Origin of the sequence: Sphingomonas kaistensis (genome assembly GCF_011927725.1) — a bacterium.
Classification (GTDB): Bacteria; Pseudomonadota; Alphaproteobacteria; order Sphingomonadales; family Sphingomonadaceae; genus Sphingomicrobium; species Sphingomicrobium kaistense.
This window is the reverse complement of record NZ_JAATJC010000001.1, coordinates 2,191,046-2,217,526: the sequence shown is the minus strand read 5'-3', so window position 1 is coordinate 2,217,526 and position 26,481 is coordinate 2,191,046. Positions and strand designations below refer to the sequence as shown.

General features: G+C 67.8%; 21 protein-coding genes and 3 tRNA genes. 10 read left to right on the top strand and 14 right to left on the bottom strand.

Going from position 1 to position 26,481, the window contains the following annotated elements:
- Nucleotides 1-43 precede the first annotated feature (43 nt).
- Together GGQ97_RS10940 and GGQ97_RS10935 are read left to right on the top strand one after the other, a co-directional pair.
- Entirely contained in the window at nt 44-3,223 is a 3,180-nt protein-coding gene (locus GGQ97_RS10940) for an efflux RND transporter permease subunit (protein WP_168069517.1), read from the top strand.
- An 11-nt stretch (nt 3,224-3,234) separates the two neighbouring features.
- A complete protein-coding gene (locus tag GGQ97_RS10935; RefSeq protein ID WP_168069515.1) occupies nt 3,235-4,626 on the top strand; it encodes an efflux transporter outer membrane subunit in 1,392 nt (463 codons plus the stop codon).
- Nucleotides 4,627-4,679: 53 nt separating this feature from the next.
- Here GGQ97_RS10935 and GGQ97_RS10930 read toward each other — a convergent pair.
- Nucleotides 4,680-4,754 (bottom strand) — tRNA-Asn (locus tag GGQ97_RS10930).
- Nucleotides 4,755-4,820: 66 nt separating this feature from the next.
- Complete coding sequence (locus tag GGQ97_RS10925) at nt 4,821-5,636, bottom strand: NAD kinase (RefSeq protein ID WP_280740516.1); 816 nt, start codon at nt 5,634-5,636, stop codon at nt 4,821-4,823.
- Nucleotides 5,637-5,773: 137 nt separating this feature from the next.
- Between GGQ97_RS10925 and GGQ97_RS10920 the strand changes: the two genes are divergently transcribed.
- Together GGQ97_RS10920 and GGQ97_RS10915 are read left to right on the top strand one after the other, a co-directional pair.
- Nucleotides 5,774-6,595 (top strand): EAL domain-containing protein, encoded by an 822-nt coding sequence (locus GGQ97_RS10920; RefSeq protein WP_168069513.1) that lies wholly within the window; start codon nt 5,774-5,776, stop codon nt 6,593-6,595.
- Nucleotides 6,592-7,320 carry a class I SAM-dependent methyltransferase gene (locus tag GGQ97_RS10915; RefSeq protein ID WP_168069511.1) on the top strand — a complete coding sequence of 243 codons (729 nt, stop codon included), beginning with the start codon at nt 6,592-6,594 and terminating at the stop codon, nt 7,318-7,320. The genes GGQ97_RS10920 and GGQ97_RS10915 overlap by 4 nt, the downstream gene beginning before the upstream one ends.
- Nucleotide 7,321: 1 nt before the next feature.
- Here the strand turns inward: GGQ97_RS10915 and mfd are convergent, their stop codons facing one another.
- From mfd to GGQ97_RS10900, 3 genes are read right to left on the bottom strand one after another with little or no spacing between them, the layout of a single operon-like run.
- The gene (gene mfd, locus GGQ97_RS10910; protein WP_168069509.1) at nt 7,322-10,801 is read right to left on the bottom strand and encodes a transcription-repair coupling factor; all 3,480 of its coding nucleotides are present in this window, start codon (nt 10,799-10,801) and stop codon (nt 7,322-7,324) included.
- A complete protein-coding gene (locus GGQ97_RS10905; RefSeq protein WP_168070991.1) occupies nt 10,798-11,064 on the bottom strand; it encodes a succinate dehydrogenase assembly factor 2 in 267 nt (88 codons plus the stop codon). Before GGQ97_RS10905 ends, mfd begins: the two co-directional genes overlap by 4 nt.
- 54 nt (nt 11,065-11,118) lie before the next feature.
- Nucleotides 11,119-12,339 carry a hypothetical protein gene (locus GGQ97_RS10900; protein ID WP_168069507.1) on the bottom strand — a complete coding sequence of 407 codons (1,221 nt, stop codon included), beginning with the start codon at nt 12,337-12,339 and terminating at the stop codon, nt 11,119-11,121.
- Between the two features lie 105 nt (nt 12,340-12,444).
- On the opposite strand from GGQ97_RS10900, the gene recG reads away from it, so the two are divergent.
- Entirely contained in the window at nt 12,445-14,496 is a 2,052-nt protein-coding gene (gene recG / locus GGQ97_RS10895; RefSeq protein ID WP_168069505.1) for an ATP-dependent DNA helicase RecG, read from the top strand.
- Here the strand turns inward: recG and tyrS are convergent.
- On the bottom strand, nt 14,493-15,728 hold the full coding sequence (tyrS, locus tag GGQ97_RS10890) for a tyrosine--tRNA ligase (protein WP_168069503.1): 1,236 nt from the start codon (nt 15,726-15,728) through the stop codon (nt 14,493-14,495). The genes recG and tyrS overlap by 4 nt on opposite strands.
- Before the next feature lie 46 nt (nt 15,729-15,774).
- Here tyrS and GGQ97_RS10885 point away from each other — a divergent pair, with 46 nt between their 5' ends.
- Both GGQ97_RS10885 and GGQ97_RS10880 read left to right on the top strand, forming a co-directional pair.
- On the top strand, nt 15,775-16,311 hold the full coding sequence (locus GGQ97_RS10885) for a DOMON-like domain-containing protein (protein ID WP_168069501.1): 537 nt from the start codon (nt 15,775-15,777) through the stop codon (nt 16,309-16,311).
- Nucleotides 16,312-16,321: 10 nt separating this feature from the next.
- Nucleotides 16,322-17,521: an exo-beta-N-acetylmuramidase NamZ family protein gene (locus GGQ97_RS10880; RefSeq protein WP_168069500.1), complete on the top strand. Its 1,200-nt coding sequence runs from the start codon at nt 16,322-16,324 to the stop codon at nt 17,519-17,521.
- Nucleotides 17,522-17,524: 3 nt separating this feature from the next.
- On the opposite strand, the gene GGQ97_RS10875 is transcribed toward GGQ97_RS10880, so the two are convergent.
- Nucleotides 17,525-18,700 (bottom strand): vWA domain-containing protein, encoded by a 1,176-nt coding sequence (locus tag GGQ97_RS10875; RefSeq protein ID WP_168069498.1) that lies wholly within the window; start codon nt 18,698-18,700, stop codon nt 17,525-17,527.
- Nucleotides 18,701-18,877: 177 nt separating this feature from the next.
- Between GGQ97_RS10875 and GGQ97_RS10870 the strand changes: the two genes are divergently transcribed.
- Nucleotides 18,878-20,281 (top strand): histidine kinase dimerization/phospho-acceptor domain-containing protein, encoded by a 1,404-nt coding sequence (locus GGQ97_RS10870; RefSeq protein ID WP_168069496.1) that lies wholly within the window; start codon nt 18,878-18,880, stop codon nt 20,279-20,281.
- 6 nt (nt 20,282-20,287) lie between these two features.
- Here GGQ97_RS10870 and GGQ97_RS10865 read toward each other — a convergent pair.
- Nucleotides 20,288-20,364: transfer RNA gene (locus GGQ97_RS10865), tRNA-Pro, on the bottom strand.
- 93 nt (nt 20,365-20,457) lie between these two features.
- Here GGQ97_RS10865 and GGQ97_RS10860 point away from each other — a divergent pair.
- Nucleotides 20,458-20,532, top strand: a tRNA-Ile gene (locus tag GGQ97_RS10860).
- Between the two features lies 1 nt (nt 20,533).
- On the opposite strand, the gene GGQ97_RS10855 is transcribed toward GGQ97_RS10860, so the two are convergent.
- From GGQ97_RS10855 to GGQ97_RS10840, 4 genes are read right to left on the bottom strand one after another with little or no spacing between them, the layout of a single operon-like run.
- On the bottom strand, nt 20,534-20,863 hold the full coding sequence (locus tag GGQ97_RS10855) for a hypothetical protein (protein WP_168069494.1): 330 nt from the start codon (nt 20,861-20,863) through the stop codon (nt 20,534-20,536).
- On the bottom strand, nt 20,860-21,087 hold the full coding sequence (locus tag GGQ97_RS10850) for a hypothetical protein (RefSeq protein ID WP_168069492.1): 228 nt from the start codon (nt 21,085-21,087) through the stop codon (nt 20,860-20,862). The genes GGQ97_RS10855 and GGQ97_RS10850 overlap by 4 nt, the downstream gene beginning before the upstream one ends.
- Nucleotides 21,084-22,472 carry a M28 family peptidase gene (locus GGQ97_RS10845; RefSeq protein ID WP_168069490.1) on the bottom strand — a complete coding sequence of 463 codons (1,389 nt, stop codon included), beginning with the start codon at nt 22,470-22,472 and terminating at the stop codon, nt 21,084-21,086. The genes GGQ97_RS10850 and GGQ97_RS10845 overlap by 4 nt, the downstream gene beginning before the upstream one ends.
- Nucleotides 22,473-22,510: 38 nt before the next feature.
- Nucleotides 22,511-23,581 (bottom strand): PA0069 family radical SAM protein, encoded by a 1,071-nt coding sequence (locus GGQ97_RS10840; protein ID WP_168069488.1) that lies wholly within the window; start codon nt 23,579-23,581, stop codon nt 22,511-22,513.
- A 101-nt stretch (nt 23,582-23,682) separates the two neighbouring features.
- Here GGQ97_RS10840 and GGQ97_RS10835 point away from each other — a divergent pair, with 101 nt between their 5' ends.
- A complete protein-coding gene (locus tag GGQ97_RS10835) occupies nt 23,683-23,832 on the top strand; it encodes a hypothetical protein (RefSeq protein ID WP_168069486.1) in 150 nt (49 codons plus the stop codon).
- Here the strand turns inward: GGQ97_RS10835 and GGQ97_RS10830 are convergent, their stop codons facing one another.
- Nucleotides 23,833-25,662 (bottom strand): lytic transglycosylase domain-containing protein, encoded by a 1,830-nt coding sequence (locus GGQ97_RS10830; protein WP_168069484.1) that lies wholly within the window; start codon nt 25,660-25,662, stop codon nt 23,833-23,835. It lies immediately after the preceding gene.
- A gap of 3 nt (nt 25,663-25,665) precedes the next feature.
- Nucleotides 25,666-26,403, bottom strand: coding sequence for a uracil-DNA glycosylase family protein (locus tag GGQ97_RS10825; RefSeq protein WP_168069482.1), 738 nt, complete (start codon nt 26,401-26,403; stop codon nt 25,666-25,668).
- Nucleotides 26,404-26,481: the final 78 nt, after the last annotated feature.

Below are 26,481 nucleotides of genomic sequence, written 5' to 3'. Positions count from 1 at the left end.
TTATCCCAGCCGCCCGGCCGAGTGCCGGGCGGGGAGAACAGCCATGCGCTTGTCCCGCTTCTTCATTACCCGCCCGATCTTCGCGGCGGTCATCGCGGTGCTGATCACCGTCATGGGCGCAATCGCCTATCTGGGCCTGCCGGTGTCGCAATATCCCGACATCGTGCCGCCCACGGTGACGGTCAACGCCAGCTATCCCGGGGCTTCGGCCGAAACGGTGTCGGAAACCGTCGCCGCGCCGATCGAGCAGGAGATCAACGGCGTCGACAACATGCTTTACATGTCGTCGCAGTCGACCGGCGACGGGCGCCTGACCATCACCGTCACCTTCAAGCAGGGGACCGATCTCAACGCCGCGCAGGTGCTGGTGCAGAACCGCGTCGCCGTCGCCACGCCGCGCCTGCCACAGGAAGTGCAGCGGCTCGGCGTCATCACCCGCAAGACGTCGCCCGACTTCCTGATGGTGGTGAACCTCGTGTCGCCCGACCGCTCGCTCGATCGCGGCTACATGTCCAACTATGCGCTGACGCAGGTGCGCGACCGGCTGGCCCGGCTCGACGGGGTAGGGGACGTGCAGCTGTTCGGTGCGCGCGATTACGCGATGCGCGTGTGGATCGATCCCAACCGTGCCGCCGCGCTCAACCTGACGGCGGGCGAGATCGTCGCCGCGCTGCGCGCCCAGAACGTCCAGGTCGCCGCCGGCACGCTCGGCCAGCCGCCTTATGCGACCGGCGCGGCCTACCAGCTGAACGTCGAGACGCAGGGCCGCCTGACCGACCCGCAGCAATTCGCCAACGTCATCATCCGCAGTGACGCCGACGGGCGCCAGGTCCGCGTCTCGGACGTCGGACGGGTCGAGCTCGGCGCCGCGGACTATGCCTCCAACACCTACCTGTCGGGTGAGCCGACGGTGTTGCTCGGCGTTTTCCAGCGCCCGGGCTCCAACGCGCTGGCTGCCGCGGAGCTGGTCAAGCAGGAGATGGAGTCGGCATCGAAGTCCTTCCCCAAGGGCCTCGAGTACAAGGTCATCTACAACCCGACCGAGTTCATCGCCCAGTCGATCGACGAGGTCGGGAAGACTCTGCTCGAAGCCATCCTGCTGGTCGTTCTGGTGATCATCGTCTTCCTCCAGCGCTGGCGGGCGGCGGTGATCCCGGTGGTCGCCATTCCGGTGTCGCTGATCGGCACCTTCGCGGTGCTGCAGATGGTCGGCTACTCGCTCAACAACCTGTCGCTGTTCGGGCTGGTGCTGGCGATCGGCATCGTGGTCGACGACGCCATCGTGGTGGTCGAGAATGTCGAGCGCAATCTCGCCAAAGGCATGACCGCGCTGGAAGCCGCGCGCACCTCGATGGACGAGGTCGCCGGCGCGCTGGTGGCGATCGTTCTGGTGCTGTGCGCGGTGTTCCTGCCGACCCTGTTCCTCAACGGCCTGTCGGGCGCCTTCTACCACCAGTTCGCGGTCACCATTTCGGCCGCGACCCTGATCTCGCTGCTGCTGTCGTTGACCCTGTCCCCGGCCATGGCCGCGCTGCTGCTGAAGCCGCACGGGCACGAGCCGCCGAGGAACCGGCTCGCCGCCATGGCCGAGCGTGCGGGCGATGCCTTCAATCGCTGGTTCGAGCGGTTCAGCGAGACCTATGCACGCCTGACCCGCCGGCTGGTCGCCGCGCCAAAGCGGATGATGGCAGCCTATGCCGTCCTCATCGGCCTCACCGTCGGGCTGTTCTCGATCACCCCGACCGGCTTCATCCCGGCGCAGGACCAAGGCTACTTCCTGACCGTCGTCCAGCTGCCGCCCGGATCGTCGCTCGAGCGGACCGACGAGGTGCTGCGCAAGGTCGCCGACCGCATCCTGCCGATCAAGGGGGTGGAGGGCGCGGTGATGCTGGCCGGATTCGACGGCGCGTCGCAGACCCAGGCGCCCAACGCCGCCGCCGCTTACGTTCCGCTTAAATCCTTTGAGGAGCGCAAGAAGCTCGGCGTCGACCTCGCCTCCATCATGGCCGAGGCGCAGGAGAAGACCGCCGACATCAATGAAGCGCGGCTGTTGATCATTCCGCCGCCGCTGATCCAGGGCATCGGCTCTGCCGGCGGCTACCGGATGATGGTGCAGGACACCGGCGGGCACAGCTTCGCCGAACTGTCCGGCCTGTCGTGGGGCATCATCGGCAAGGCCAACCAGACCCCCGGGCTGAAGCAGGTCTACACCCTGTTCGACATCTCGACCCCTCGGGTGTTCGCCGATGTCGACCGGGCCAAGGCCGACATGCTGGGCGTGCCGCCGGAGCGTATCTTCGAGGCGCTCCAGATCTATCTCGGCTCGGCCTTCGTCAACGACTTCAACCTGCTCGGACGCACCTACCGGGTGACCGCCCAGGCCGAAGCCGACGCCCGCGCCAGCGAGGCCGACATCGCCAACCTGCGTGCCCGCTCCAATTCGGGCGCGATGGTGCCGATCGGATCGGTGACGACGTTCCAGGACAAGACCGGACCCTATCGCGTGTCACGCTACAACGGCTTCCCTGCGGTCGAGATCGATGGCGACACCGCGCCGGGCTATTCCTCGGGCCAGTCGCTCGCGGCGATGGAAGAAATCGCCTCGGCCCAGCTGCCTGCTGGCTTCCGCACCGAATGGACCGGCATCGCTTATCAGGAAAAGGCCGCCGGAAGCACCGCGACCCTGGTGTTCGCTCTCGCCGTATTGTTCGTCTTCCTGGTGCTGGCGGCGCAGTTCGAAAGCCTGGTGCTTCCGCTGGCAATCATCCTGATCGTGCCGATGTGCCTGCTGGCGGCGATGGCCGGGGTGAACCTGCGCGGCATGGACAATAACGTCCTGACGCAGGTCGGCTTGGTGGTGTTGATCGCGCTGGCGGCGAAGAACGCCATCCTGATCGTCGAGTTCGCCCAGCAGGACGAGGCCGCCGGCATGTCGCCGGTCGAGGCCGCGGTCCGGGCAGCGCGCGACCGCCTGCGGCCGATCCTGATGACCAGCTTCGCCTTCATCCTCGGCTCGCTGCCGCTGCTGATCGCCGAAGGGGCAGGGGCTGAGCTTCGCCAGGCGCTCGGCACCGCGGTGTTCTTCGGGATGATCGGCGTCACCGCCTTCGGCCTGATCTTCACCCCCACGTTCTACGTCGTCTGCCGCAGCTTGGCCGACCGCATCGCCAGGCTGCGTGCCCGCCGTGCGGCTCCGGACGCGCTTCCGGCACCGGCGGAATAAGGAAACCTGCCATGACCCAGCGCCTGCTGCTGATCGCCGCCTCGGCCCTTGCCCTCGCCGCCTGTGCAAGCGGTCCGAACTATGCCGCCCGGCTAAACTCCGCGACTGCCGAAGCTCCGTTTCTCGGCGCCGGCACCCCATTGGTCAGCGCCGCCCAGCCGGCGGGGGACTGGTGGCGCCTGTACCGCGACCCGGTTCTCGACGGCCTGGTTGCCGACGCCCTTTCCGCCAACACCGACGTGCGCGTCGCGGTGGGTCGATTGCAGCGCGCCAGGGCGCTCGTCCGGCAGAGCCGCGCGGCGCGGGAGCCGCAGATCGGCGCCAGTGCCGGTGCGCAGGTCGGTCGCTCCCCGCAGGCCATCGCGTCCGGGCAGGACGGAACCGACCTCCAGCTCGATGCAGGCCTGAGCGTCGCTTACGAGGTTGATCTCGCCGGGCGCATCGGCCGCTCGATCGAAGCTGCGCGGGGCGATGCCGCGGCCGCCGCCTTCGAGGCCGACGCGGTCCGCGTCCTGGTCGTCGCCGACACGACGCGGGCCTATGCTGACGCCGCTGCGGCCGCCGAGCGGATTGCCGTCGCACAGCGGATCGTGGGCTTGCTCGATCGCTCGCTTGCACTGACCGAGCGCCGCCGCGTGGTCGGCCTTGCGACCGGTCTCGACACGGCGCGCATCGCCGCGCTGCGCGACCAGCGCCAGGCCGAGGTGCCGCTGCTGGAGGCCGAGCGGACCGCCGCGTTGCTGCAGCTCGCGACCCTCACCGGCCGCGCCCCGCGCGATCTGCCGGCCGTCGCCGCCGCACGCACTGACACGCTGGCGCTCGACAGCCCGATTCCCGTCGGCGACGGCGCCGGATTGCTCGCCCGGCGCCCCGACGTGCGCGCCGCCGAACGCCGCCTCGCCGCCGCCACCGCGCGGATCGGGGTCGCCACCGCCGACCTGTATCCCAGCATTTCGCTCGGTGGCTCGGTCGGCGGCAGCGGGACCAGCGTCTCGAACCTGTTCAATCCGGTCAGCTGGCTGGTCGGGCCGTTGCTCAACTGGACGGTAAATCGCTCGGCCACCCGCGCCCGCATTGCCGCGGCGGAGGCCGACAGCCAGGTCGCGCTGGCCCAGTTCGACGGCAGCATCCTCACCGCGCTGCAGGAAACCGAAACCGCGCTGTCAGCCTATCAGCGTGCCCAGCAGCGCCGCACCGCGCTCGCCTCCGCCCGGACCCAGGCCGAAGCGGTCGTCCGCCGCACCCGCGCGCTTCAGCGTGAAGGCCAGATCAGCTCGCTCGAACTGCTCGACGCCGAACGCACCTTCGCCGACGCCGAAGCAACGCTGGCGGAAGGGGAGGCGCGGATCGTCAGTGCGCAGATCGACCTGTTCCGTGCGCTGGGCGGCAATTGGCAAGGCTGAAGGCCCGGGCCGCGTCAGGGGCACCCTTAAAAGGCGCTACCGCGGCTGAAGAATGGCTCCCCGAGTTGGATTCGAACCAACGACCAAGTGATTAACAGTCACCTACTCTACCGCTGAGCTATCGGGGAACGATGCTTGGGCGAGCGGGCCTATGGCGCAGCCTGAGAGGCTTGGCAAGCCTCAAGCGCCCTCAATCAGGTGGCAAATTGTTCGGCAGCGATTCGTTCGTCCAGCGCCTGGTCGGGATCGAACAGCAAGGTCAGCGAGCGGTCGTGGTCGAGCGCGATCTCGACCTCCTCGACGTCACGTACCTCGAACTGGTCGGCGACCGCGGAAACCAGCCGATCGGCCGGCTCCAGCACCCGGAACGAGATCCGCGCTTCGTCCGGCAGGATCGCCCCGCTCCACCGCCGCGGACGGAACGGCGCGATGGGGGTCAGGGCCAGCAACGGCGCGGACAGCGGCAGGATCGGGCCTCTTGCGGAGAAATTATAGGCGGTGGAGCCCGCCGGCGTCGCTACCAGCACCCCGTCCGCGACCAGTTCCGGGAGCACCACCCGGCCGTTCAGGCTGACTTCGATCTTGGCCGCCTGCCGCGTTTCGCGCAGCAGCGAGACTTCGTTGATCGCGGCATGGGTCCATTCGTCGCCATGCACGGTGCGGGCGCGCATGCTCAGCGGGGCGACCGTCACCGCCTTAGCATCGGCGATCCGCTCGCCCAGGCAATCGAGCCGCCATTCGTTCATCAGGAAGCCGACGGTGCCGCGATTGATCCCGAACACCGGCCGAGCTTCGCCACCGTCAAGCATTTGGTGTAAGGTGTGGAGCATGAAGCCGTCACCGCCGAGCGCCACCAGCACCCGCGCCTCGCGTTCCTCCGCGAAATGGTAGCGGCGGCGCAACATGGCCGCGGCCGCCTGTGCCGCTTCGCCGCGGCTTGCGACCAGCGCGATCCCGGCCGCGGTCAGGTCCTGGCGGGCAGGGCGGTCCTGCGGAACTTCAGCGCTCAACCCCTGGCACTCCCGTCGCCCTCAGCCGGGCGCCGCCACGTCATAGCGAGGGACATGGCCCGCCGCCACCGTCCCGATACGGAGCAGCGGCAGGTCGGGCCATGCGCTCGCCGCGACCATGGCCTAGGAGCATGACGATGGTACCACCGACAGCGTCAGCCGCCCTGATCCCCGCCCGCCGGGGAAGCGATCACCCAGCCACCCCCCAACCGACCGACATTCGCACCGACCTCGCGCTCGAAGCCCTGCTCGCCGAGGACACGGTGACCATCGCCTATCAACCTCAGCTCAGCGTCGCGACCGGCGAGGTGATCGGGGTCGAGGCGCTCGCCCGCGATCCCGGCGGCATGACGCCAGACACGATGTTCGCCCGGGCCGCCGCCGCCGCCCTTGGCGAGCGCCTTTCGCGCGCGGTCCAGCGCAAGGCCCTGCGGGAGATGGCGGGCTGGAGCGGTCCGCTCGGCAAGCTGCGCCTGTCGCTCAATCTCCTGCCCGAGGATATCGCCCGGCCCGGCTTCGAGCGCTGGCTGCTCGACGAGATCGCCGCCGTCGGCCTCAGCCCAGAGCGGGTCACGGCCGAGATCACCGAATCCAGCCTGATCGCCGATCCGGTTGCTGCCGCCACCCGCCTTGCTTGCCTGCGCGCCGCGGGCGTGCGCATCGCGGTTGACGATTTCGGCACCGGCTATGCCAGCCTCGCCTGGCTGACCACGCTGCCGCTGGACATGATCAAGATCGACCGGGGGCTGATCATCGACCTGGTTGGCGGGCGCCGCGCGCAGATCGTGGTCAAGGCGCTGATCGCGCTTGCGCGCGAACTCGACCTGCAGGTGCTGGTCGAAGGGGTCGAGGATCCGGACCAGCTGGCGCTGCTCAAGTCGTGGAACTGCGATTATTATCAGGGTTTCCTCGGCGCCAAGGCGATGGGCGAGGAGGAGCTGGCCGCGTTCCTGGCATGAAGTTCACCGACCTCTTCTCAGGCCACGCCTCGCTCTACGCCACCGCCCGGCCGAGCTATCCCGAGCGCGTGATCGCGGAACTGGCGTCACTCGCGCCCGGGCGATCCCAAGCGTGGGACGCAGGAACCGGCAACGGCCAGTCCGCCTTGCTGCTCGCCCGCAATTTTGAGTATGTCCACGCCACCGATGCCAGCGAAGCGCAGATCGCCGAAGCCTTTGCGCACGAGCGGATCCATTATGCGGTCGAGCCGGCCGAGCAGTGCAGCCTGCCCGATGCCAGCTGCGACCTGATCCTCGCCGCGCAGGCGGCCCACTGGTTCGATCCGGAACGCTTCGTCGCCGAGGTCCGGCGCGTGGCAAGGCCCGGCGGCATCGTCGCCGCCATCGGCTACGGCTGGTGGTATGTCGATCCGCAGGTCGATGCGATCATTGGCGAGCGCCTGCTGAAACCGGTCGAGCCGCACTGGTTGCCGGGCAACTGGATGTTGGTCGACGGCTATCGCGACCTAAGGCTGCCCGGTGAGGAAGTGCGCCTGACGCCAGCGGCGATCCACCTCGCGTGGGAGCGGCACGACGTCGAGGCTTATGTCCTCAGCTGGTCGGTGGTGCAGAAGCTGGGAACCGACTTCACCGCCGATGCCTTTGCCGCCTTGCGCGAAATGTGGCCGGACGGGGAGAAGCGGCACGTCACCATGCCGATCGTCAGCCGCGTCCACCGGCTCTGAGCTAGGCCGCCACCTTATCCCGCTTTGCGGCGGCCGCAACCCGCGCCAGCCCGCGGCTCAGCTGCAACGCGCCGTTCAATCGCTGGCCCGGGCTCGCCCAGTCGCGGCTGACCACCAGTTTCTGGTCGGGCCGAAGCTTGGCCGTCCCCTTCAGCCGGGCGATATAGTCGAACAGCCCCTTCACGTCGGGGAAGCCCGACGGCGCAAAGGTCACCACTGCGCCGCGTAGGCCGGCATCGAGCTTGGCGATGCCGGCGGCGCGGCAGTGGATCTTGGTTTCCACCACCTGCAGCAGGTTGCTCGTTTCCTCGGGCAGCTTGCCGAAGCGGTCGATCATCTCGGCGGCGAACTCCTCCACCTCGCGCGGGGATTCCAGCTCACCCAGGCGGCGGTACAGCCCCATCCGCAGGTCGAGGTCGGGGACATAGTCCTCCGAGATCATGATCGGCGCCTCGACATTGATCTGCGGGCTGAATTCGTCCGGCTTGTCCTCGCGCTGCCCACCCGCCTTCATGTCGAGGATCGCGTCCTCCAGCATCGACTGGTAGAGTTCGAACCCGACTTCCTTGATATGCCCCGACTGCTCGTCGCCCAGCAGATTGCCGGCGCCGCGGATGTCGAGATCGTGGCTGGCGAGCTGGAAGCCCGCCCCGAGGCTGTCGAGGTTGGACAAGACGGTCAGCCTTTTCTCCGCGGTTTCGGTGATCTGCCGGTCGGGCGGCGTCGTCATGTAGGCGTAGGCGCGGGTCTTGGACCGGCCGACGCGGCCGCGCAGCTGATAAAGCTGGGCCAGGCCGAACCGCTCGGCCCGGTGCACGATCAGCGTGTTGGCGCTTGGAATGTCGAGACCGCTCTCGACGATGGTGGTCGACAGCAGCACGTCATATTTGCGGTCGTAGAAGGCGCTCATGCGCTCCTCGACCTCGGTCGGCGCAAGCTGGCCGTGGGCGACGATCGGCTTCACCTCGGGCACTTCCTCGCGCAGCCATTCCTCGATGTCGGGGAGGTCGGAGATGCGCGGCACCACGAAATAGCTCTGCCCGCCGCGATAATGCTCGCGCAGCAGCGCTTCGCGGATCACCACCGGGTCCCACGGCGTAACGTAGGTGCGGACCGCCAGGCGATCGACCGGCGGGGTCTGGATGACCGACAGCTCGCGAAGGCCGCTCATCGCCATCTGCAGCGTGCGCGGGATGGGCGTGGCGGTCAGGGTAAGGACGTGGACGTCGGCCTTGAGGTTCTTCAGCCGCTCCTTGTGGGTCACACCGAAGCGCTGTTCCTCGTCGACGATGACCAGGCCGAGCTTCTTGAACTTGATGCCCTTGGCAAGGATCGCGTGGGTGCCGACGACGATGTCGATCTGCCCCTCTTCGAGCAGCTCCTTGGTCCGCTTGGCCTCGTTCGAGGCGACCAGCCGCGAGAGGCGCCCGATCTCGATCGGGAAGCCCTTCATCCGCTCGACGAAATTGGAATAATGCTGTCGCGCCAATAGGGTAGTGGGGCACACTACCGCGACCTGATAACCCGCCATCGCTGCCACAAAGGCCGCGCGCAGCGCCACCTCGGTCTTGCCGAAGCCGACGTCGCCGCACACCAGCCGGTCCATCGGCCGCCCGGCGCCGAGATCCTCGAGCACATCGCCGATCGCGCGATTCTGGTCGTCGGTCTCCTCGTAGGGGAAGCGGTCGACCATTGCCGGATAAGCGCTGTCGGGTTCGGCCACCACGCCCTGGCGCATCGCGCGCAAGGCCGCGGTCTTGATGAGCTCGCCCGCAATCTCGCGGATCCGCTCCTTCATCCGCGCCTTGCGCCGCTGCCACGCCTCGCCGCCGAGGCGGTCCAGCGCCACACCGTCCTCGCCGCTGCCGTAGCGGCTCAGCACGTCGATATTCTCGACCGGAACGTAGAGCTTGTTGCCGCCCGCATATTCCAGCGCGACGCAATCGTGGGGACTACGACCGACCTGGACCTGCGTCAGCCCTTCGTAACGCGCGATCCCATGCTCGGCATGGACCACGAGATCGCCAGGCGTCAGCGTCGCCAGTTCGGAAAGGAAGGCGTCGGCGCTCTTCTTGCGCTTGCGCCGCCGGACCAGCCGGTCGCCCAGCATGTCCTGCTCGGTCAGCACGGCTACCTGCGGCGTCGTGAAGCCGTGATCGAGCGGCAGGACCAACAGCGCGGTGACATCCTGCGCGCCAAGCGCTTCCTGCCAGTCGCCGACCATCTTCTGGCCGGTGAGGCCATGGTCCTTGAGCAGCCCTGCCAGCCGCTCGCGAGCGCCCGTGGTGTAGCTCGCCAGCACGACCTTCTGCTTGGCTTTCCGAAGCTTGGCGACGTGCTTGACCACGGCTTCGTAGATATTGTCGTTCTGCGCCCGCTCCGGCGCGAAGTCGCGCGCCGAGGTCACACCGAAGTCGATCACCCTGTCCGACGCCGGCTCGGGGAAAGCGGAGGCGAGATGCACCGGCTTGTCGGCCAGCACTTCCTCCCACTCCTTCACCGACAGGTAGAGCGCGGACGGGGCCAGCGGCCGGTAGCTGCCCGGCTCGGCAACCATCGCGCGCTCGCGGTTGGAGAAATAATCCTGGATCGCCTCGCGCCGCGACGTGACCGCGCCGTCGACCCCGCCGTCGCGCAGGATGATGTCATCGGCGGACAGATGGTCGAACAGGGTTTCCAGCCGCTCCTCGAACAACGGCAGCCAATGCTCCATTCCCGCCAGCCGTCGCCCATCGCTGACCGCCTGGTACAGCGGATCGCCGGTGGCATTGGCCCCGAACTGTTCACGGTAGCGGGTGCGGAAGCGCTTGATGCTCTCGTCGTCGAGCAGGGCCTCGCTGGCCGGCATCAGGGTGAACGGTTCGGCGGCGCCGATGGTGCGCTGGTCGGCGGGATCGAACGCCCGCATCGTCTCGATCTCGTCGCCGAAGAAATCGAGCCGGATCGCATGCGGCAGTCCGGAGGGATAGAGGTCGAGCAGGCCGCCACGCACCGCAAATTCGCCGGCGTCCGACACGCTGTCGGTGCGGTGATAGCCGTTGGCGGTCAGCAAGGTGATCAGCTTGTCGCGCTCGATCCGCTCGCCTGGCGCCAGACGCCGGGTCAGCTGGCGGATCCGGAACGGCGTCAACGTCCGCTGGGTCGCGGCGTTGGCGGTGGTCACGAGTAGCTGCGGCTTGTCGGCCTTTTCCTGCAGCCGGTTCAGGGTCGCAAGCCGCTCGGCCATCACCCGAAGGGCAGGGGAGGCGCGGTCGTAGGGCAGGCAGTCCCACGCTGGAAAGGTCAGGACTTCCAGCTCGGGTGCAAAGGCCGGGGCGTTGTCGGCCAGCGCCCGCATCGCCGCCTCGTCGGACGCGACCACCACCGCCCGGCCCCTCGCGGCGCGTGCAAGGTCGGCGGCAAGCCACGGCAGGAAGCCCGCCGGAACGCTTGCCAGCGTCAGCGGCTCGGAGGCCTTGAGGATGCGCTGGAGGTCGCTCACCGATCGATCGGAAGGTAATCTAGGCGCTGCATGGCGATCATCATCTCGCCTTCGAAGCGCTCCGGCACCTTCTGGGTTCCGATACACCAGGCCATGATGTCGACGTCCTGTTCCTCCAGCAGCGCCTCGAACAGCGCCATCTCCTGCGCATTCCACTGCTGGTGATGCGCATCAAAGAACCCGCCGATCATCCGGTCGGCTTCCTTGGTCCCACGGTGATGCGCGCGCCAGCGCAGGCGCTTGGGTGTCGGGTCTTCGAGCATTGGCCGCATGTAGGCGCTGGCACCCGCAAACGGAAGGCGGTCCGAAGGCGGTTTTCAGCGCTCAGCGGCGGAGCGGGCGGCGGTGGTTTCAGGAATGACGATGAGAATGTCGATGCCGTTGATCGCCCGCTGCCATTCGGGCTCGATTCCCGCGATCCGGGCGTGGCGCAGGGTGCGCAGGTCGAACAGGGTCCAGCCGCAGGGAAGCTGCCGGCTGCCGGCATCGGCGAACCAGCGCAGCAGGTCTTCGTCGGCCATCACATAGTTGCTGGCGGCAAAGGGCTTGGCGAGGCCGGCAAAGGTCGCATGCTTGCCCCGCACGCCGAGAATCACGACGTGCAGCGAGCGCGCCCCTTCGCGCTCCGCCTGCTCGGCGACGAAATTGCCGAGATCGAGATTCTGCAGCGGATTGAAGCCCTTGTAGGCGTGGAGCGCGCCGAACCTGCCGACCACCGTCCCCGATGCCGGCATGGCGGCCATGAAGTTCTGCTTCAACAGGCTCGCCCGCAGCGTGTTCGAGCGATTGCCCTTGGTCGCATAAATGGTGCGGCTTTGCCGCAGCGCCGAGAAGACGCGCTTCGCCTCGGCATTCCCGCCACGCGCCAGAGCCGCCTCGACCCGGTCGAGATTGGCCTCGGGTTCCGCCAGCATCAACAGCTTGGAAGGATCCCCCGACGTGCGGGCCGCCGCCACCGCGGTTGCTTCCCGGGCGCGCATCTCGGCAAGCGCGCGGCGCGCGTCGCCGCTGAGCCTGGTGGCGAGGATCCGGTCGAGCAGGAACAGGCCCGCGCCGATGAATTCCTGGTCCGCGCCGATGATCCGGAAATCGCGGCGCCCGCTCGCCTTCATGCAGGTCGCGGCTGTCTCGTTATCCTCGGCGATGTCGAGGAAGGCGACGGCGTTGGGATAAGCCTGCGCGAACTGTCCCACCCGCGTGGCCCGGTCCGTCGCTTTCAGCATCGGCGACAGCGCGCCGACCGCGACCGGTCCGGCTTCGACCGCATAGCCCGACAGGCGGTCCGCTCCGACCATGCCGCAGACGGCCGAGACGAAGGCGGGGATCTCGCGGGTGCCGTGGTCCTCGCCGATCATCACGAACCGGCTTTGCGCGATTTCGCGCTGGAGAAGCTCGGCCCCGGCGCCCGTCAGCCGTCCGCCTTCCAGCCGAAGCGGGCTCCGCGAGGCCAGGAGCTTGGCCTCGAAAGTCGGGGCCTGCGCAGCCGCCATGCTCGCGGTGCCAAAAAGCGCCGCCGCGGCCCAGATCCGAATGTTCAACGCAAACTCCCCCAACGAAAAACGCTCGCCGCCGATAGAAGCGGGCAGGGGCGATGCATAGCCGGGATTGCTGCAACCCCTGCTGCTGCTAACGCTGTCGGCGTCATGCGCCCCGACCTGCTCAATCCGCTGTTCGCCGAGGTAGAGACGCTGAAAGGCGTCGGCCCGCAGGTCGCCAGGCAACTCGCCAAGCTCGGGATCACGCGAGCCGTCGACCTGCTGTTCCACTTGCCCACGGGTGCAATCGAGCGGGTGCGGGCGCCGGGCGCTTCCCCGGTGCTGCTCGGGCGGCAGGTGATCCTCGACGTCACCGTGCGCGAGATTCGCCAGAGCCGGGGGCGCGGGCCGACGCGGATCCATGCGGTGGACGGCGAGGGCAACATGCTGACCCTCGCTTTCTTCAACAACGGCGGCTGGGCGGCCAAGCAGCTCCCGCTGGGCGAAACCCGCACCGTCACCGGCAAGCTCGAAGCTTACGGCGACGAGTGGCAGATGGTGCACCCCGACGTGACCGAGCCGGGCAAGACCGAGCCCGCGCTGAAGGAAACGGTTTATCCGCTGACCGAAGGGCTGACGTCACGCCGGGTGCGCGAACTGGTCTCGGCCTCGCTCGAACGCGCGCCGGTGCTCCCCGAATGGATCGAACCGTCGGTGCTCGCCCGCGAAGCATGGCGCGATTGGCGGGCCAGCCTCGCCACCATCCATGCCGAGCCGGCCGACGGTGCCGCGCGCAAGCGGCTCGCTTATGACGAGATCTTTGCCAACCAGCTTGCCCTCGGCCTGCTGCGCCAGGTCAGCCGCCGTCGCCGCGGCGTAGCGCTGCGCGGAGACGGGCGCCTGACCGGGGCGCTGGACCTGCCCTACGCCCTGACCGGGGCCCAGCGCCGGGTGGTGCAGGAGATCCGCGACGACATGGGCCAGGAAGCGCCGATGCTGCGGCTGCTGCAGGGCGACGTCGGCTCGGGCAAGACGCTGGTAGCGCTGCTCGCCATGCTGGAAGCGGTCGAAGCCGGCGCGCAGGCGGCCATGCTGGCGCCGACCGAAATCCTTGCCAGGCAACATCATGCAACCTTGCTCAAGCAACTGGATTCGCGGGGAATTCGAGTCGCGATCCTGACTGGTCGCGAAAAGGGCAGGGCGCGCGATTCGACGTTGATGGGGCTGGCCGATGGGTCGATCGACATCCTCGTCGGCACTCATGCCATCTTCCAGGACAAGGTCGCCTATCGCCGCCTGGGCCTGGTGGTGATCGACGAGCAGCACCGCTTCGGCGTCTCGGAGCGCCTGCTCCTGACCGCCAAGGGGGCGAGCACGCCGCACCTGCTGGCGATGACTGCGACGCCCATTCCGCGCACGCTGACGCTGACGCACTATGGCGAAATGGACGTCAGCCGGATCGACGAAATGCCGCCCGGCCGCACGCCGGTCGAAACGCGGGTCATCGCCGAGGAGCGGATCGGTGACGTCATCGACGGGCTCGCCCGCCATGTCGGCGCAGGCGGCCAATCCTATTGGGTATGCCCTTTGGTTGCCGAGAGCGAAACCAGCGATGCCGCCGCGGCCGAGGAACGTGCCGCCGCGCTCGCGCTCCGCTTTCCGGGCCAGGTCGGCCTCGTCCATGGCCGGATGAAGGGGCCGGAGAAGGATGCCGTCATGGCCGAATTTTCCGCCGGGCGGCTCGCGATCCTGGTCGCCACCACGGTAATCGAAGTCGGGGTCGACGTTCCGAACGCCGCGCTGATGATCATCGAAGGCGCCGAGCGCTTCGGCCTCGCCCAGCTTCACCAGCTGCGGGGCCGGGTCGGGCGAGGGTCGGCCAAGTCGACCTGCCTGCTGCTGCGCGGAAGCACCCTCAGCGAAACCGGCCGCGCACGATTGGCGCTGATGCGGGAAACCAATGACGGTTTCCGTATTGCCGAAGAAGACCTCCGGCTGCGCGGGCCGGGCGAGATCCTCGGCGTGCGCCAGAGCGGCGAAGCACAGTTCCGCCTGGCTTCACCCGAGCAGGTGCAGGAGCTTGCACCGATGGCGACGCAGGACGCGCGTCTGCTGCTCGACCGCGACGGCGGCCTGCATGGCGAACGGGGCGAAGCGGCGCGGCTCTGCCTGTATTTGTTCGAACGCGACCAGGCTGTCGATCTGCTCCGCTCAGGTTAGGGAAGCAGCAGCCCGTGTTTCTTCTTGCCGAGGCTGAGCTTGCGCTCCGAAGGCACTGAAATCACGGCTGCACTATCGCTGACCGGCTCGCCGTCGAGCTTGACCGCGCCTTCGGCGACCTTGCGCTTCGCCTCGCCATTCGACGCGCAGAAGCCGAGCCCGACCAGCGCTGCCAGCAGCCCGATCTCGCCTCCGGTCTCGATCCGCGGCAGCGCCTCGCCCGAGCCGCCGCCGGCGAAGGTCGCCGTCGCCGTCGCCGCCGCCGCATCCGCTGCCTCGCGGCCATGCAGGAGCGCGGTCGCCTCGGTCGCAAGTACGATTTTGGCCTGATTGATGTCGGCGCCCTGAAGCCCCTCCAGCCGGGCGATCTCGTCCAGCGGCAGGTCGGTGAACAGCCTCGCGAACTTCGCCACGTCGGCATCGGCGGTATTCCGCCAAAATTGCCAATAGTCGTAGGCGCTGAGGCGATAGCCGTCGGGCCCGTCGGCGTTCAGCCACACCGCGCCCTGCGCCGTCTTGCCCATCTTGGCGCCGTCGGCGGTGGTGATCAGCGGCGTCGTCACCGCGAACACCTCGGTCCCGTCGGCGCGGCGGCACAGCTCCACCCCGTTGATGATGTTGCCCCACTGGTCCGACCCGCCCATCTGCAGCCGGCAGCCCTGCCGCCGCGACAGTTCGAGGAAGTCGTAGGCCTGCATGATCATGTAGTTGAATTCGAGGAACGACAGCGACTGCTCGCGCTCGAGCCGGAGCTGGACGCTGTCGAAGGTCAGCATCCGGTTGACCGAGAAGTGCCGCCCCACCTCGCGCAGGAAGGGAAGGTACTCGAGCTTGTCGAGCCACGCCGCATTATCGACCAGCACCGCGTCGGTCGGGCCGTCGCCGAAGGTCAGGAAGCGCTCGAACACCTTGCGGATGCCGGCGATGTTGGCCGCAATCGCCTCGTCATCGAGCAGCTTACGCTCTTCCGCCTTGAAACTCGGATCGCCGACCTTGGTCGTGCCCCCGCCCATCAGCACGATCGGCTTGTGCCCGGCTTGCTGCATCCGCCGCAGCATCATGATCTGGACGAGGCTGCCGACATGAAGGCTCGGCGCGGTGGCGTCGAACCCGATATAGCCGGTGACGATCTCCTTTGCTGCCAGCGCATCGAGGCCTTCGGCGTCGGTCGTCTGGTGGATGTAACCACGCTCGGAAAGGAGCCGCAGGAAATCGGAGGAGTAGGTCGTCATGCCTCGGCGCTTAGCTTACGCGCCGCGATGACGTAAGGTCTTGCCCATGCGCTTCGAACTCGCACCCCATCCGACCCACCGGCCGCAGCCGCCCTATACCTTGTGGGCATCGGCCGAACGATCCGCCGCCTTCGGCAAAACGGCAACCCTCAACCTGTGGTTCGGGGTCAGCGCGCCGATGGGGCGCTTCCTGGTGCCTCCACCCGCAGCCGAACCGGCGCGGCGCGACAATCTGTGGCGCTCGACCTGCTTCGAAGTGTTTCTGAAGGCCGAGGGCGAAGAGGCGTACCAGGAATGGAATTTTGCGCCGTCGGGTGATTGGGCGGCCTATGATTTCGAATCCGAGCGGGAGGGCATGACCCCGGCCGAGGTCGCCAGTCCTCCTTACATCAGGACCGAGGACAACCTTACCTGGTGGGGGCTTGGCGCGACGCTTTCCATTCCTGCCGACGTCCGCTTCACCATCGCACTCAGCGCGATCGTGGAGGAAGCGGGCGGTGAACGCTTCTTTTTCGCGCTTCATCATCCGTCCGAGCAGCCCGACTTCCACCATCCGGATTGCTTCACCGCGCGACTGGCGTAGGACGGCTTCCATGACCCTGTTTGGTATCGACCGCCTGCTCGCCGACCCGCACCTTCGCCGCCCGCTCGAAGGTCGCCGCGTGGCGCTTGTTGGGCACCCTGCCTCCGTGACCGCGGACCTTGATCACAGCATCGACGCGCTGATCGCCTCGGGGCTGAAGGTGACTGCCGCCTTCGGCCCTCAGCACGGGCTGAAGGGCGACAAGCAGGACAATATGGTGGAAACGGCGGACGAAACCGACTCCCGCCTCGGCATTCCGGTGTTCAGCCTCTATGGCGAGGTGCGGCGACCGTCGGGCCAGATGATGAGCGCCGCCGACGTCTTCCTGTTCGACCTGCAGGATCTCGGCTGCCGGATCTACACCTTCGTCACGACCCTCCTCTACCTGCTCGAAGCCGCGGCCGATGCGGGCAAGGAAGTCTGGGTCCTCGACCGTCCCAACCCCGCCGGGCGACCGGTCGAGGGCACCCTCCTCGAACCCGGCTGGGAGAGCTTCGTCGGCGCCGGCCCGATGCCGATGCGACATGGCCTGACCATGGGTGAGATGGGCCAGTGGTTCATCGACCATTTCAAGCTCGACGTCGCCTACCGCATCATCCCCATGGACGGGTGGGAGCCTGCCGCGGCGCCGGGCTTCGGCTGGCCGGCCGACCGGATCTGGATCAACCCGAGCCCCAACGCCGCGACCCTGAACATGGCGCGGGCCTATGCCGGCACCGTCATGCTCGAAGGCACGACGCTGAGCGAGGGCAGGGGCACGACCCGCGCGCTGGAGCTGTTCGCCGCCCCCGGGCTCGACGCCCGCGCGATCCATGCTGAAATGGAGCGCCTGGCCCCGCATTGGCTGGCAGGCTGCGCGCTTCGCGAAATCTTCGTCGAGCCGACCTTCCACAAGCATGCCGGCAAGCTGTGTTCGGGTCTGTTCATCCATGCCGAAGGACGCAGCTACGACCACCAGGCGTTCAAGCCTTGGCGGCTCCAGGCGCTCGCCTTCAAGGCGATCCGCAACCTCGTGCCCGATTACGATCTGTGGCGTGATTTTCCGTACGAATATGAATTCGACAAGCTCGCGATCGACGTGATCAACGGCGGGACGTCGCTGCGTACCTGGGTGGACGACCGTGCGGCGACGGCCGACGACCTCGATTTCCGGACCCGGCCCGACGAGCAGGCGTGGGAGGAAGAAACCAGGCGGTTCCGCCTCTACTGAGGCTTACTTCTTGCGACTGAGTGACCGCATCGCCTCTTCAAGTCCCTGAAGGGAAAGCGGAAACATCCGGTCGTCCATCAGCTTTCGGATGATCGACGTCGATGCCGAATGACCCCAATAGGCTTCGGGCGTGGGGTTGATCCAGGCGGCGCTGGCGTAAGCGTCGGTCAGGCGCTTGATCCACACCGCTCCGGCTTCCTCGTTCATATGCTCGATCCCGCCGCCCGGGTGCGTGATCTCGTACGGGCTCATCGCCGCATCGCCGACGATGACCAGTTTGTGGTCCGGCCCGAACTTGTGGATGAGGTCGATGGTGTTGGTCTGCTCGCTCCAGCGCCTGCGATTTTCTTTCCACACGCCCTCATAGATGCAGTTGTGGAAGTAATAGTGTTCGATGTGCTTGAACTCGGTCCGGCAGGCGCTGAACAGCTCTTCGACCAGCCGGACATGCCCATCCATCGAGCCGCCGATGTCGAGAAACAGCAAGAGCTTGACCGCATTGTGCCGCTCCGGCCGCATCCTGATGTCGAGCCAACCTTGGCGCGCCGTCCCTTCGATCGTGCCGTCGAGATCGAGCTCGTCGGCCGCGCCCTCGCGTGCGAAGCGGCGCAGCCTGCGCAGCGCGACCTTGATGGCCCGCGTTCCGATCTCCCGCCGATCGTCGAGATCCTGGAACTCGCGCTTTTCCCACACTTTGATCGCACGGCCCTGCTTGCCCGGCCCACCGATCCGCACCCCCTCGGGATTGTAGCCGCCATGGCCGAAGGGTGAGGTACCGCCGGTACCGATCCACTTGCTGCCGCCCTCGTGGCGACCCTGCTGTTCCTCGAGGCGCTTCTTCAGCGTCTCCATGATCTCGTCCCAGGAACCGAGCGCCTTGATCTTCTCCATCTCCTCGGGGGTGAGATACTTCTCCGCGACCAGCCGAAGCCATTCCTCGGGGATTGGCGTCACGTCGTCGCCGGAACCCAGAAGACCCTTGAATACCTCGCCGAAGACGCGGTCGAAGCGGTCGAGCTTGGTTTCGTCGTGCACGAACACCGACCGCGCGAGATAATAGAATTCCTCCGGCGACTGCTCGATCACCCCGGCATCAAGCGCTTCGAGGAGGAGCAGATGCTCCTTGAGGCTGGCCGGAATACCGCCGCGCCGGAGCGCTTCGACGAAGGAAATGAACATCTGCCGGCGACTAGCAGAACACATCGGGTCGGCGAAAGGAGCGCGCCAGTTCCCTCAACCGGCCACCAATTTGTCGAAGTCCCGTTATGGGATGCTTAATGCGTTGTATCTTCCTTCTGAGTTAACGGACGTCCATCTGCCACATCGTGACTATCCGCGCGCGAAAGATCTGCCCACTTGCGATATGACGACCGCCTTGCGACCGTGCTCGGCCAGCCCGCCGCGGATGCGCGGGGGCGGGCGGTGCAATGGCGTCAGCTGGTCGAGCTGATCGCTCGCGGCGGAGAGGTCAGTCCCGACCTTTCGGACAAGGCGCTGGCACGGATCGCCCAGCTGATGCGCGATCTCCCCGACGATCTCCTTGCCGCGACCGCGCGATCGATTGCTGGCCGGGCCGTTCCCGCCGAGCTCGTCGGGCTGTTCGCTGCCCGGGGCGCTTCCGCCTCTGCCGCCTTGCTCGCCGCAGCCGATCTCACGCCGGCCGGGTGGAGCGCGGTCCGGTCGGTTGCGGCCGACGACGTCAAGCCCCTGCTGTCTGCCCTGGGTCCGTTCGCTGACGTCACCGTCGCCAGCGTCCCGCGTGAGGCCGAACAGACGGCGGCAGTCGCCGAAGTCGCAGCCTCAACGCCCGAAGCTGCCCTGCCTGCCGGCCTGTTTCGCTGGGAAACCGGCCCGACGGGAGAGATCGACTGGGTCGAAGGCGCCCCACGCGCGGCGCTGGTCGGGCGCAGCCTCGCGGAGAACTTCGCCGACAGCTTTGCTGCGCGCCTGCCCTTTGCCGACGAAGCCTTGGTGCTTGCGGACGAAGGCGTGCTTGCCGGGGAATGGCGCTGGAGCGGCGCGCCGGCCTTCTTCTCCGACACCGGCCGCTTTGCCGGCTATCGCGGTGTCGCACGGCGTGAGGGAGCCGCCACTCCGACCGCTGATGCCATGGCCGCGGTGAAGCCGGCGGAGGATGACGGGCTGCGCGAACTGATGCACGAACTGCGGACCCCGCTGAATGCGATCATCGGCTTCGGCGAGATCATCGAGGGTCAGTACCTTGGGCCCGCGCATCGCGCCTACCGCGAGCGCGCGACGGAAATCGTCCACCAGGCCCGGAGCCTCTCGGACGCGGTCGACAACCTTGATCTGGCCGCGCGACTTCGTTCGGGCCGATTGCAGGGAGAGGCCAGCACCGGAACCGACGGCATCCGCAGCATCATCGACGACCTCACGCTTCAGGCGGCGGCGCGCGATTTGCGGATCGCCGTGCAAGACCGGGCGGGCACCGGCAACGTCGCGCTGCCGAGGGAATTGGCCGAACGTCTGGTAGCGCAATTCGTCAGTGCGATGACCGAAGCGGCGGTCGCCGGCGAACAGCTTGGGATCATCCTCGACCGGCTCGATAGCAATCTCGCGATCGGCGTGGACCGCGCGACGGCCTTGCGGGGCCTGTCCGAGCAGCAACTCCTCGCCGACCGCGGCCGCGCGGGGATGCGCTTTGCCCTGCGCCTCGTGCAGGGGCTCGCCGCGATGACCGGTGGGCGCCTGGACATCGGCACGGACCGCCTGGTCCTGCTGCTTCCACTCGCAAAATGATAAAGGTGGTCGGGGAGACAGGATTCGAACCTGCGACCCTCTGCTCCCAAAGCAGACGCGCTACCAGGCTGCGCCACTCCCCGACTTGGGGCGCCGCCTAGCAGAGCGGTTGCGGTAGCGCCACCTCTAGCTCAGCCGCTTGGCGCAATCACCGGCAGCCTCTATGGCGCCGCCCGGGGCCTGTAGCTCAATGGTAGAGCCAGCCGCTCATAACGGCCAGGTTGGGGGTTCGAATCCCTCCGGGCCCACCACTTACTGGTTGTTGGCGGGCGGCGGGTTGTCGCGGGATTCCTCACGAACACCGCGAGCGGCGCCTTCGGCCCCGGCCTCGATCTTGTCGCCGGCGCGGTCTGCAGCATTGCCGACGTCGCGTGCCGCATCCTCGATCGCGGGGGCCGCCTTGTCGGCCGCTTCCTTCACTTCGCCAGCCGCGCTTTCCAGCAGATTGACGGCCTGATCGACCGTTCCTTCGATCTTCTGGTCGTTGACGCTGATCGACGTCGTGTCGTTGCCGGGATCCCGCTCGATATTGCAGGCCGCAAGCGACAGCGGAAGGACGATCAGGGCGGCGTGACGGATCATGGCGTTTCCTCGTTGACGGTTTCGGTGGCAGAACGAGCAGGAGGCGTTTCGGTTTCGGCGCGTGCGGCCGCATTGCCCGCCGCGCGCTCGGCCTCGGTCATCAGCGCCTTGCCGGTCTCAGCAGGCTGTTCCGGAAGCGGCGGGACGTCGTCGCTGGTCTCGCTGCGCGAACAGGCGCTCAGCGCCAAGGCGGCGAGCAGGATGAGGCCGGCCCGCCGCTTCATCGCGCACGGCGCCTTGCCGGAGGACGAACCTCGACCGGGCCGGCGAGGACCGCGACCGCAGCGGTCCACGCCGCGACATTCTGCTGCATCTGCTTCTTGTCTACCATTGCCAGCGTGTCGTCGGGGGAATGGTGGACGTCGAAATAGCGCGTGCCGTCCTGCGACAGCGCGGCACCAGGAAGACCATCGGCGACCATCGGGCCGATGTCCGAGCCTTCGGTCTTGGTCAGGCTGCCCGGAACGATGCCGAGCGGCTGAAGCATCCGCTGCAGGCGCTTGGCCTCTGCTTCCCGCTCAGGCCCGAGCCGGCTGTCGACCTTCCACACGCGATCTGCGCCGAAATCGCTCTCCATGATCGCGTGGTGCGGTTGCTTGCCGTACCTAGCGCGATAGTCGAGCCCGCCGAACAGGCCGACTTCCTCCGCGCCGAACCAGACGATGCGGATCGGCCGGGCGGGCATGCCCGCATCCATGATCCGCTTGGCCGCCGCAGTGACGATGCCGCAACCCGCCGCGTCGTCCAGCGCGCCGGTGCCAAGGTCCCAGCTGTCGAGGTGGCAGGAGACGAGCACTGGCGCGGCAGTCGGGTCACGGCCCGGAACTTCGGCGATGACGTTGCCCGAGCGGCCCTGCGTCACCTTCGATACCAGCGTCAGGCGAAGGGTGGGGCGCTGGCCCCGGGCGAAGATCCGCTCGAGCTGGTCGGCGTCCGGGTTGGACAGCGCTCCGGCCGGGATCGGCGTTGCACCGTCGGCGAAGTTCATCACACCCGTATGCGGGTTGCGATGTTCACGATCGGTGCCGATGGAGCGGATCACGATCCCGACCGCGCCCTTCTGCGATGCGATCGTCGGACCCTGGCGGCGCGGGGCGCCGAACACGCCGTACCCGCTGCCATCCTCCGTCCGCGGCATGGCGTGCCCGATGTAGACGATCTTGCCGCGAACCTGATCGGCCGGCGCGGCGCGCAGGGCGTCGAGATCGGCGAAGGAGACGACTTCGGCAGTGATTCCGGCCTCCGATGTGGACGCACTGTTGCCGAGCGCAGCTACCGCGAGCTTTTGCGGATAGGGTCCCAGCAACTCGGCAGCCTCGCGGCCGCGCTGCCAGACCGGCATGTCGAAGTCATCGATCCTTACCTTGGCGAAGCCGAGCGCGGTCAGGCGCTGAACCGCCCAGGTCCGGGCGCGTGCTTCCGCCTCCGTCCCGGCGAGGCGCTGGCCGACCTCGGTCGTCAGGTCTTCGGTGATCCGCCACGCCTGTTCGTCGGCAAGGGCGTCCGTGCGCAGCGTGGCGACGAGCTCGTCCTGGTTAGGCCGTGGGCCAGGTTGAGCAAAGGCGGGGAGGGCGGTGGCGGCGAGGAGGCCGGCAAGGAGGATACGCATGGGGGTGGTTTAGAGTGCTGCAGGGCAAGCGCAACGGACTAAAGCAGCCGCATCTGCCTGCCCTCAGGTGCCCGAAACAGATCGCGCCTCAGCTTCAGCCGCCCGGTGCCAAGATCGGCCTTGCGGGTCGCGGCGGCGAAGCGGGTGCGCAGCAGGTCCGCCCACGGACCGTGGCCCTGCATCCGGGTGAAGAAGTTCGGATCATTGTCCTTCCCGCCGCGCATCGACTGGATGGTGGCCATCACCTTGGCCGCCCGGTCGGGATAATGGTCGTCGAGCCAGGCCCGGAACAGTGGCGCCACCTCGTGGGGCAAACGCACCGGAAGATAGAAAGCGACTCGTGCCCCCGCCTCGGCCCCGGCGGCGACGATCCGCTCGAGCTCGTGATCGGTGATTTGCGGGATGATCGGCGCGACTGCGAGGAGGGTCGGGACGCCGGCGTCGTTCAAGCGCCTTATCGCTTCAATCCGCTTCAGGCCCGCCGGTGCGCGGGGTTCCAGCGTCCGGCTGATTGCCGGGTCGAGCGAGGTGACCGACACCGCCACCGCCGCAAGGCCCCGGTGCGCGGCAGGAGCGATGAGATCGAGGTCGCGAAGGACGCGGTTCGACTTGGTGGTGATCGTGAAGGGGTGGCCGGTTTCCGTCAGCAGTTCGATGACCGAACGGGTGATCCGGAAGCGTCCTTCGATCGGCTGGTAGGGGTCGGTATTCGTGCCCAGCGCGATCGGCGCGACGTCATAGCCTGGCCGCGACAAAGCGGCGTGAAGAAGCTTCGCTGCGTCCGGCTTTACGAACAGGCGGCTTTCAAAATCCACGCCGGGCGAAAGGTCGTGATAGGCGTGGGTGGGACGCGCGAAGCAATAGATGCAGCCGTGCTCGCACCCGCGATACGGATTGATCGAGCGGTCGAAACCGATGTCGGGCGAGCTGTTGCGGGTGAGGATCGACTTGGGCCGCTCGACCGTGATCGTGGTGCGGCGCTGCGAAACCCCGTCGAGCGCCTCGACCTCGTCCAGCCAGTCGCCCTCGACCAGCCGCTCGGGCAGATTGAAGCGCGCCGGAACGGCATTACGGGTCGCCCCGCGCCCCTGGATCGACTCGAACGGCACGACGCCAGTCTAGACACGCTGCGGAACGAAGCAAGAACATCGAAATGTTACCGCAACATAAGTGCGGGCAGGCGGTCATGATCGGGCGCTATGATCGAGCCATGGAACGGAAGGACACTTCCCCGACGACGCAAGCGCAGGGCCCCCGCCTCACAATGGCGGAAGAGCAAAGGCTGGCGTTCGAAGACGATCAGCGCCGGATCAAGCGGGGTACCCAGATGCGCTGGCCGGGCTTCCTGTTCCGCAACTGATCAGCGCCTGGCCGGGAAACTCGGCCAGCGATGCTGGGCAAGCTCATTCAGGGTGATGGTCGGTTGCCCTTCGAAGCCCTGATAGATCCACAGGTTCCGCATCACGGCAGGAACGTAGAAGCGGGTTTCCCAGAACGGCATGGACTCGATCCAAAGCAGGGGATCGCCGCGGTCATTGACCTGCCAGCGCCCGACCGGAAGCGGCCCGGCATTGTAGCTCGCGATCACTTTGGGAAGTTGACCGCCGGTCGCCTGATGGGTGCGCATCCATTCGATCCAGGCCTGACCGAACCCCATGTTTACGCCGGGGTTCTTGAGGTCGCCCGGCGCCAGCCCGCGTGCGCGCACGATGAGGTCGCGGGTCGAGGGAAGCACCTGCATCAGCCCGACCGCTCCGGCCTGGCTGACCGCTTCCGCGCGGAAGGAGGATTCCTGCAGGGTGTGGGCAAGCGCCAGCGCGGGATCGATCCGCCAGCCTTCTCGCGGCGCCCAGCTTGGCGCCGGGTAGCGGGCGGCGGCCGGGACGCGGGCGCCGGGCTGGCCGAAGTGGCCAAGGAAGTGCTGGGTCGCGGACAGCTCCAGCCTGGCGGCGACGGCGACCAGCGCGGTCTGATCGGCCGGGGCGCCGATCCTCGCCTGGTGCCGAAGCAGCTCGCCGGCAAGGTCGCGTTCGCCGATCCTGACCAGTTCTTCGGCCCGGGCGATATTGGGTAGCCGGGCGATGGACGAGGCGGCGGCGACTGGAAGCGGCGAGATGCGCGTTTCCTGGCCGAGCGTGCGGCGGGCGAGCAGGCCGTAGAAGGTTTCGGTGTTGCGGGCTGCGACGCGCAGAAGCGGCTGAACGTCTGCCGGGCGACGGCAGGCCATTTCGGCCCGGGCCGCCCAATAATAGCCGGCAGCGGCAAGGCTCGGCTCGGCCGAGCGCTCACCCACCTCGCGGAAGGCACGCGACGCGGTGTTGCAGTCGTTGAGCCGCCAGCTGGCAAGGCCGCTGACCCACTCCGCCTGCTGCGCCCAGGGTCCGCTCGGCGCGCGAGTGACGGAGAGCGAGGGTGGGGCAGGAGGTGGTGCGACGGGTGTCGGGACGGGGCCGACAGCTAAGGAATCCATGACGGGAGGCAGGACCGCGACGGGCTGCGGGGGCGGCGGTGTGTAGGGGCCGCGCGCCATCTCGGCGACCCGGCGGGCGTCGGCGTCCTGGCCCCGGACATAATAGATCCAGGCGACACGCTGTCCCAGCTCCGCTCGTGCCTCGGCGCTGATCAGCGGCAGCGAGGCCAGCAGCAGCCGTTCGGCGGAGGCTGCGTCATCGACCTTGACCAGCGGCTCCATCGCCTTGCGGAGCCGGTCCACCTCGGGCTCTCCGGTAATCGGGCTGGCCCGGCCGCGGCGCGGGGCGCTGCCGATCGGAACCAGAGCGGCGCGCCGCGGAAGGGGCGTCGTCGCGGTTGCGCCGCGAGCAAGGGCGAGGCGCTGCAATTGGTCTGCCTGGGGCAGCTCGGGGGCTTCGGCGAGCAGGGCAAGCACCTGCTGCGCGGTGACCGGCGGCGAGCCCTTCGCGGTGTAGAGCTGGGCCCTGGCCAACGCCGTCAGCGGTGAGGCCGGGAGCGCGGCGATGCCGGCCGAGGCCGCCGACCACTGCCCGCCGCGAATGGCGGCGAACACGCCCGGCCAATCCCTGGGCACCGCGACGACGGGCGCGGCCGGTGCGGTGGGCGGCGGCGACTGTGCCTCATGCGGCTCTTCGATCGGAGCAAGCGGGTCGTCGGGCGGCGTGGAAGGCTGGCCGGTGGAAAGAAGAAGCGACGCGGCGAATGCAGGAGAAATCAACAATTAGGCACCTGTGATCAGCAAGAGGTCGGCCCAGGCCAAGGGCTTGTACCCGTTCTTTCCCAGCAACTGGCGGGGCGGAAAGGTGACGGCAGTAGGAATTCCGGCAAGGCGATGGAGCTTTCCGCGCGCGCTTGCCATCGGCTCGCCCAGCAACAGCTTGGCGGGCTGGTCGCCCAGCAGTAGCAGCCGCTTGGGCGCTGCGAGCGCGATCTGTGCCAGGATCGTGTCCCGGCAGGCATTGCTTTCGGCGGCCGAGAAGCGCGTCCCCATGCCGGAAAAGCAGGTCAGCGCGGCGACATAGGCCTGTTCGGGAGCAAGCCCTGCGGCACGCAGCATGCGCTGGGTCAGGGCCCAGGCAGCGCCGCCGATCGGTTGCCCCTCGGCCGTGTCCTCGGGCGTGGGAATGCCCGTCAGAAGCATGAGGTCGGCGCTTTCGGGGCCGTGGGGAAGCGCCCGGGCGGCTCCGGCACGGAACAGGGGCAGGTCGGCGCTCTCGGCAAGGTGGGCGTGGAACGCCTCGAGCGTCGTTGGCAAGGTGCCGCCGCTGGTCGGGCGCGCCGGCTGCGACACGGGTGCCGTTTGCTGCTCGACTGGCTCCGGCGGGGTCGGAACAGCCTTGGCGCGCCAGTCGCGCGGCGCGTCCTGGACCGCGACATCGACCCCTGCCTCGATCCACCAGGCAAGCAGGCTCATCGCCTCCGCCCGGGTCAGATCCTTTGGCTGCAGTCGCTCGTTCATGGCATCCAGCATAGACCTCCTGACCATTGACGGAAGTGGAAGCGGAGGCCAAGTCCGCAACAACGAAAAGAAGGACTT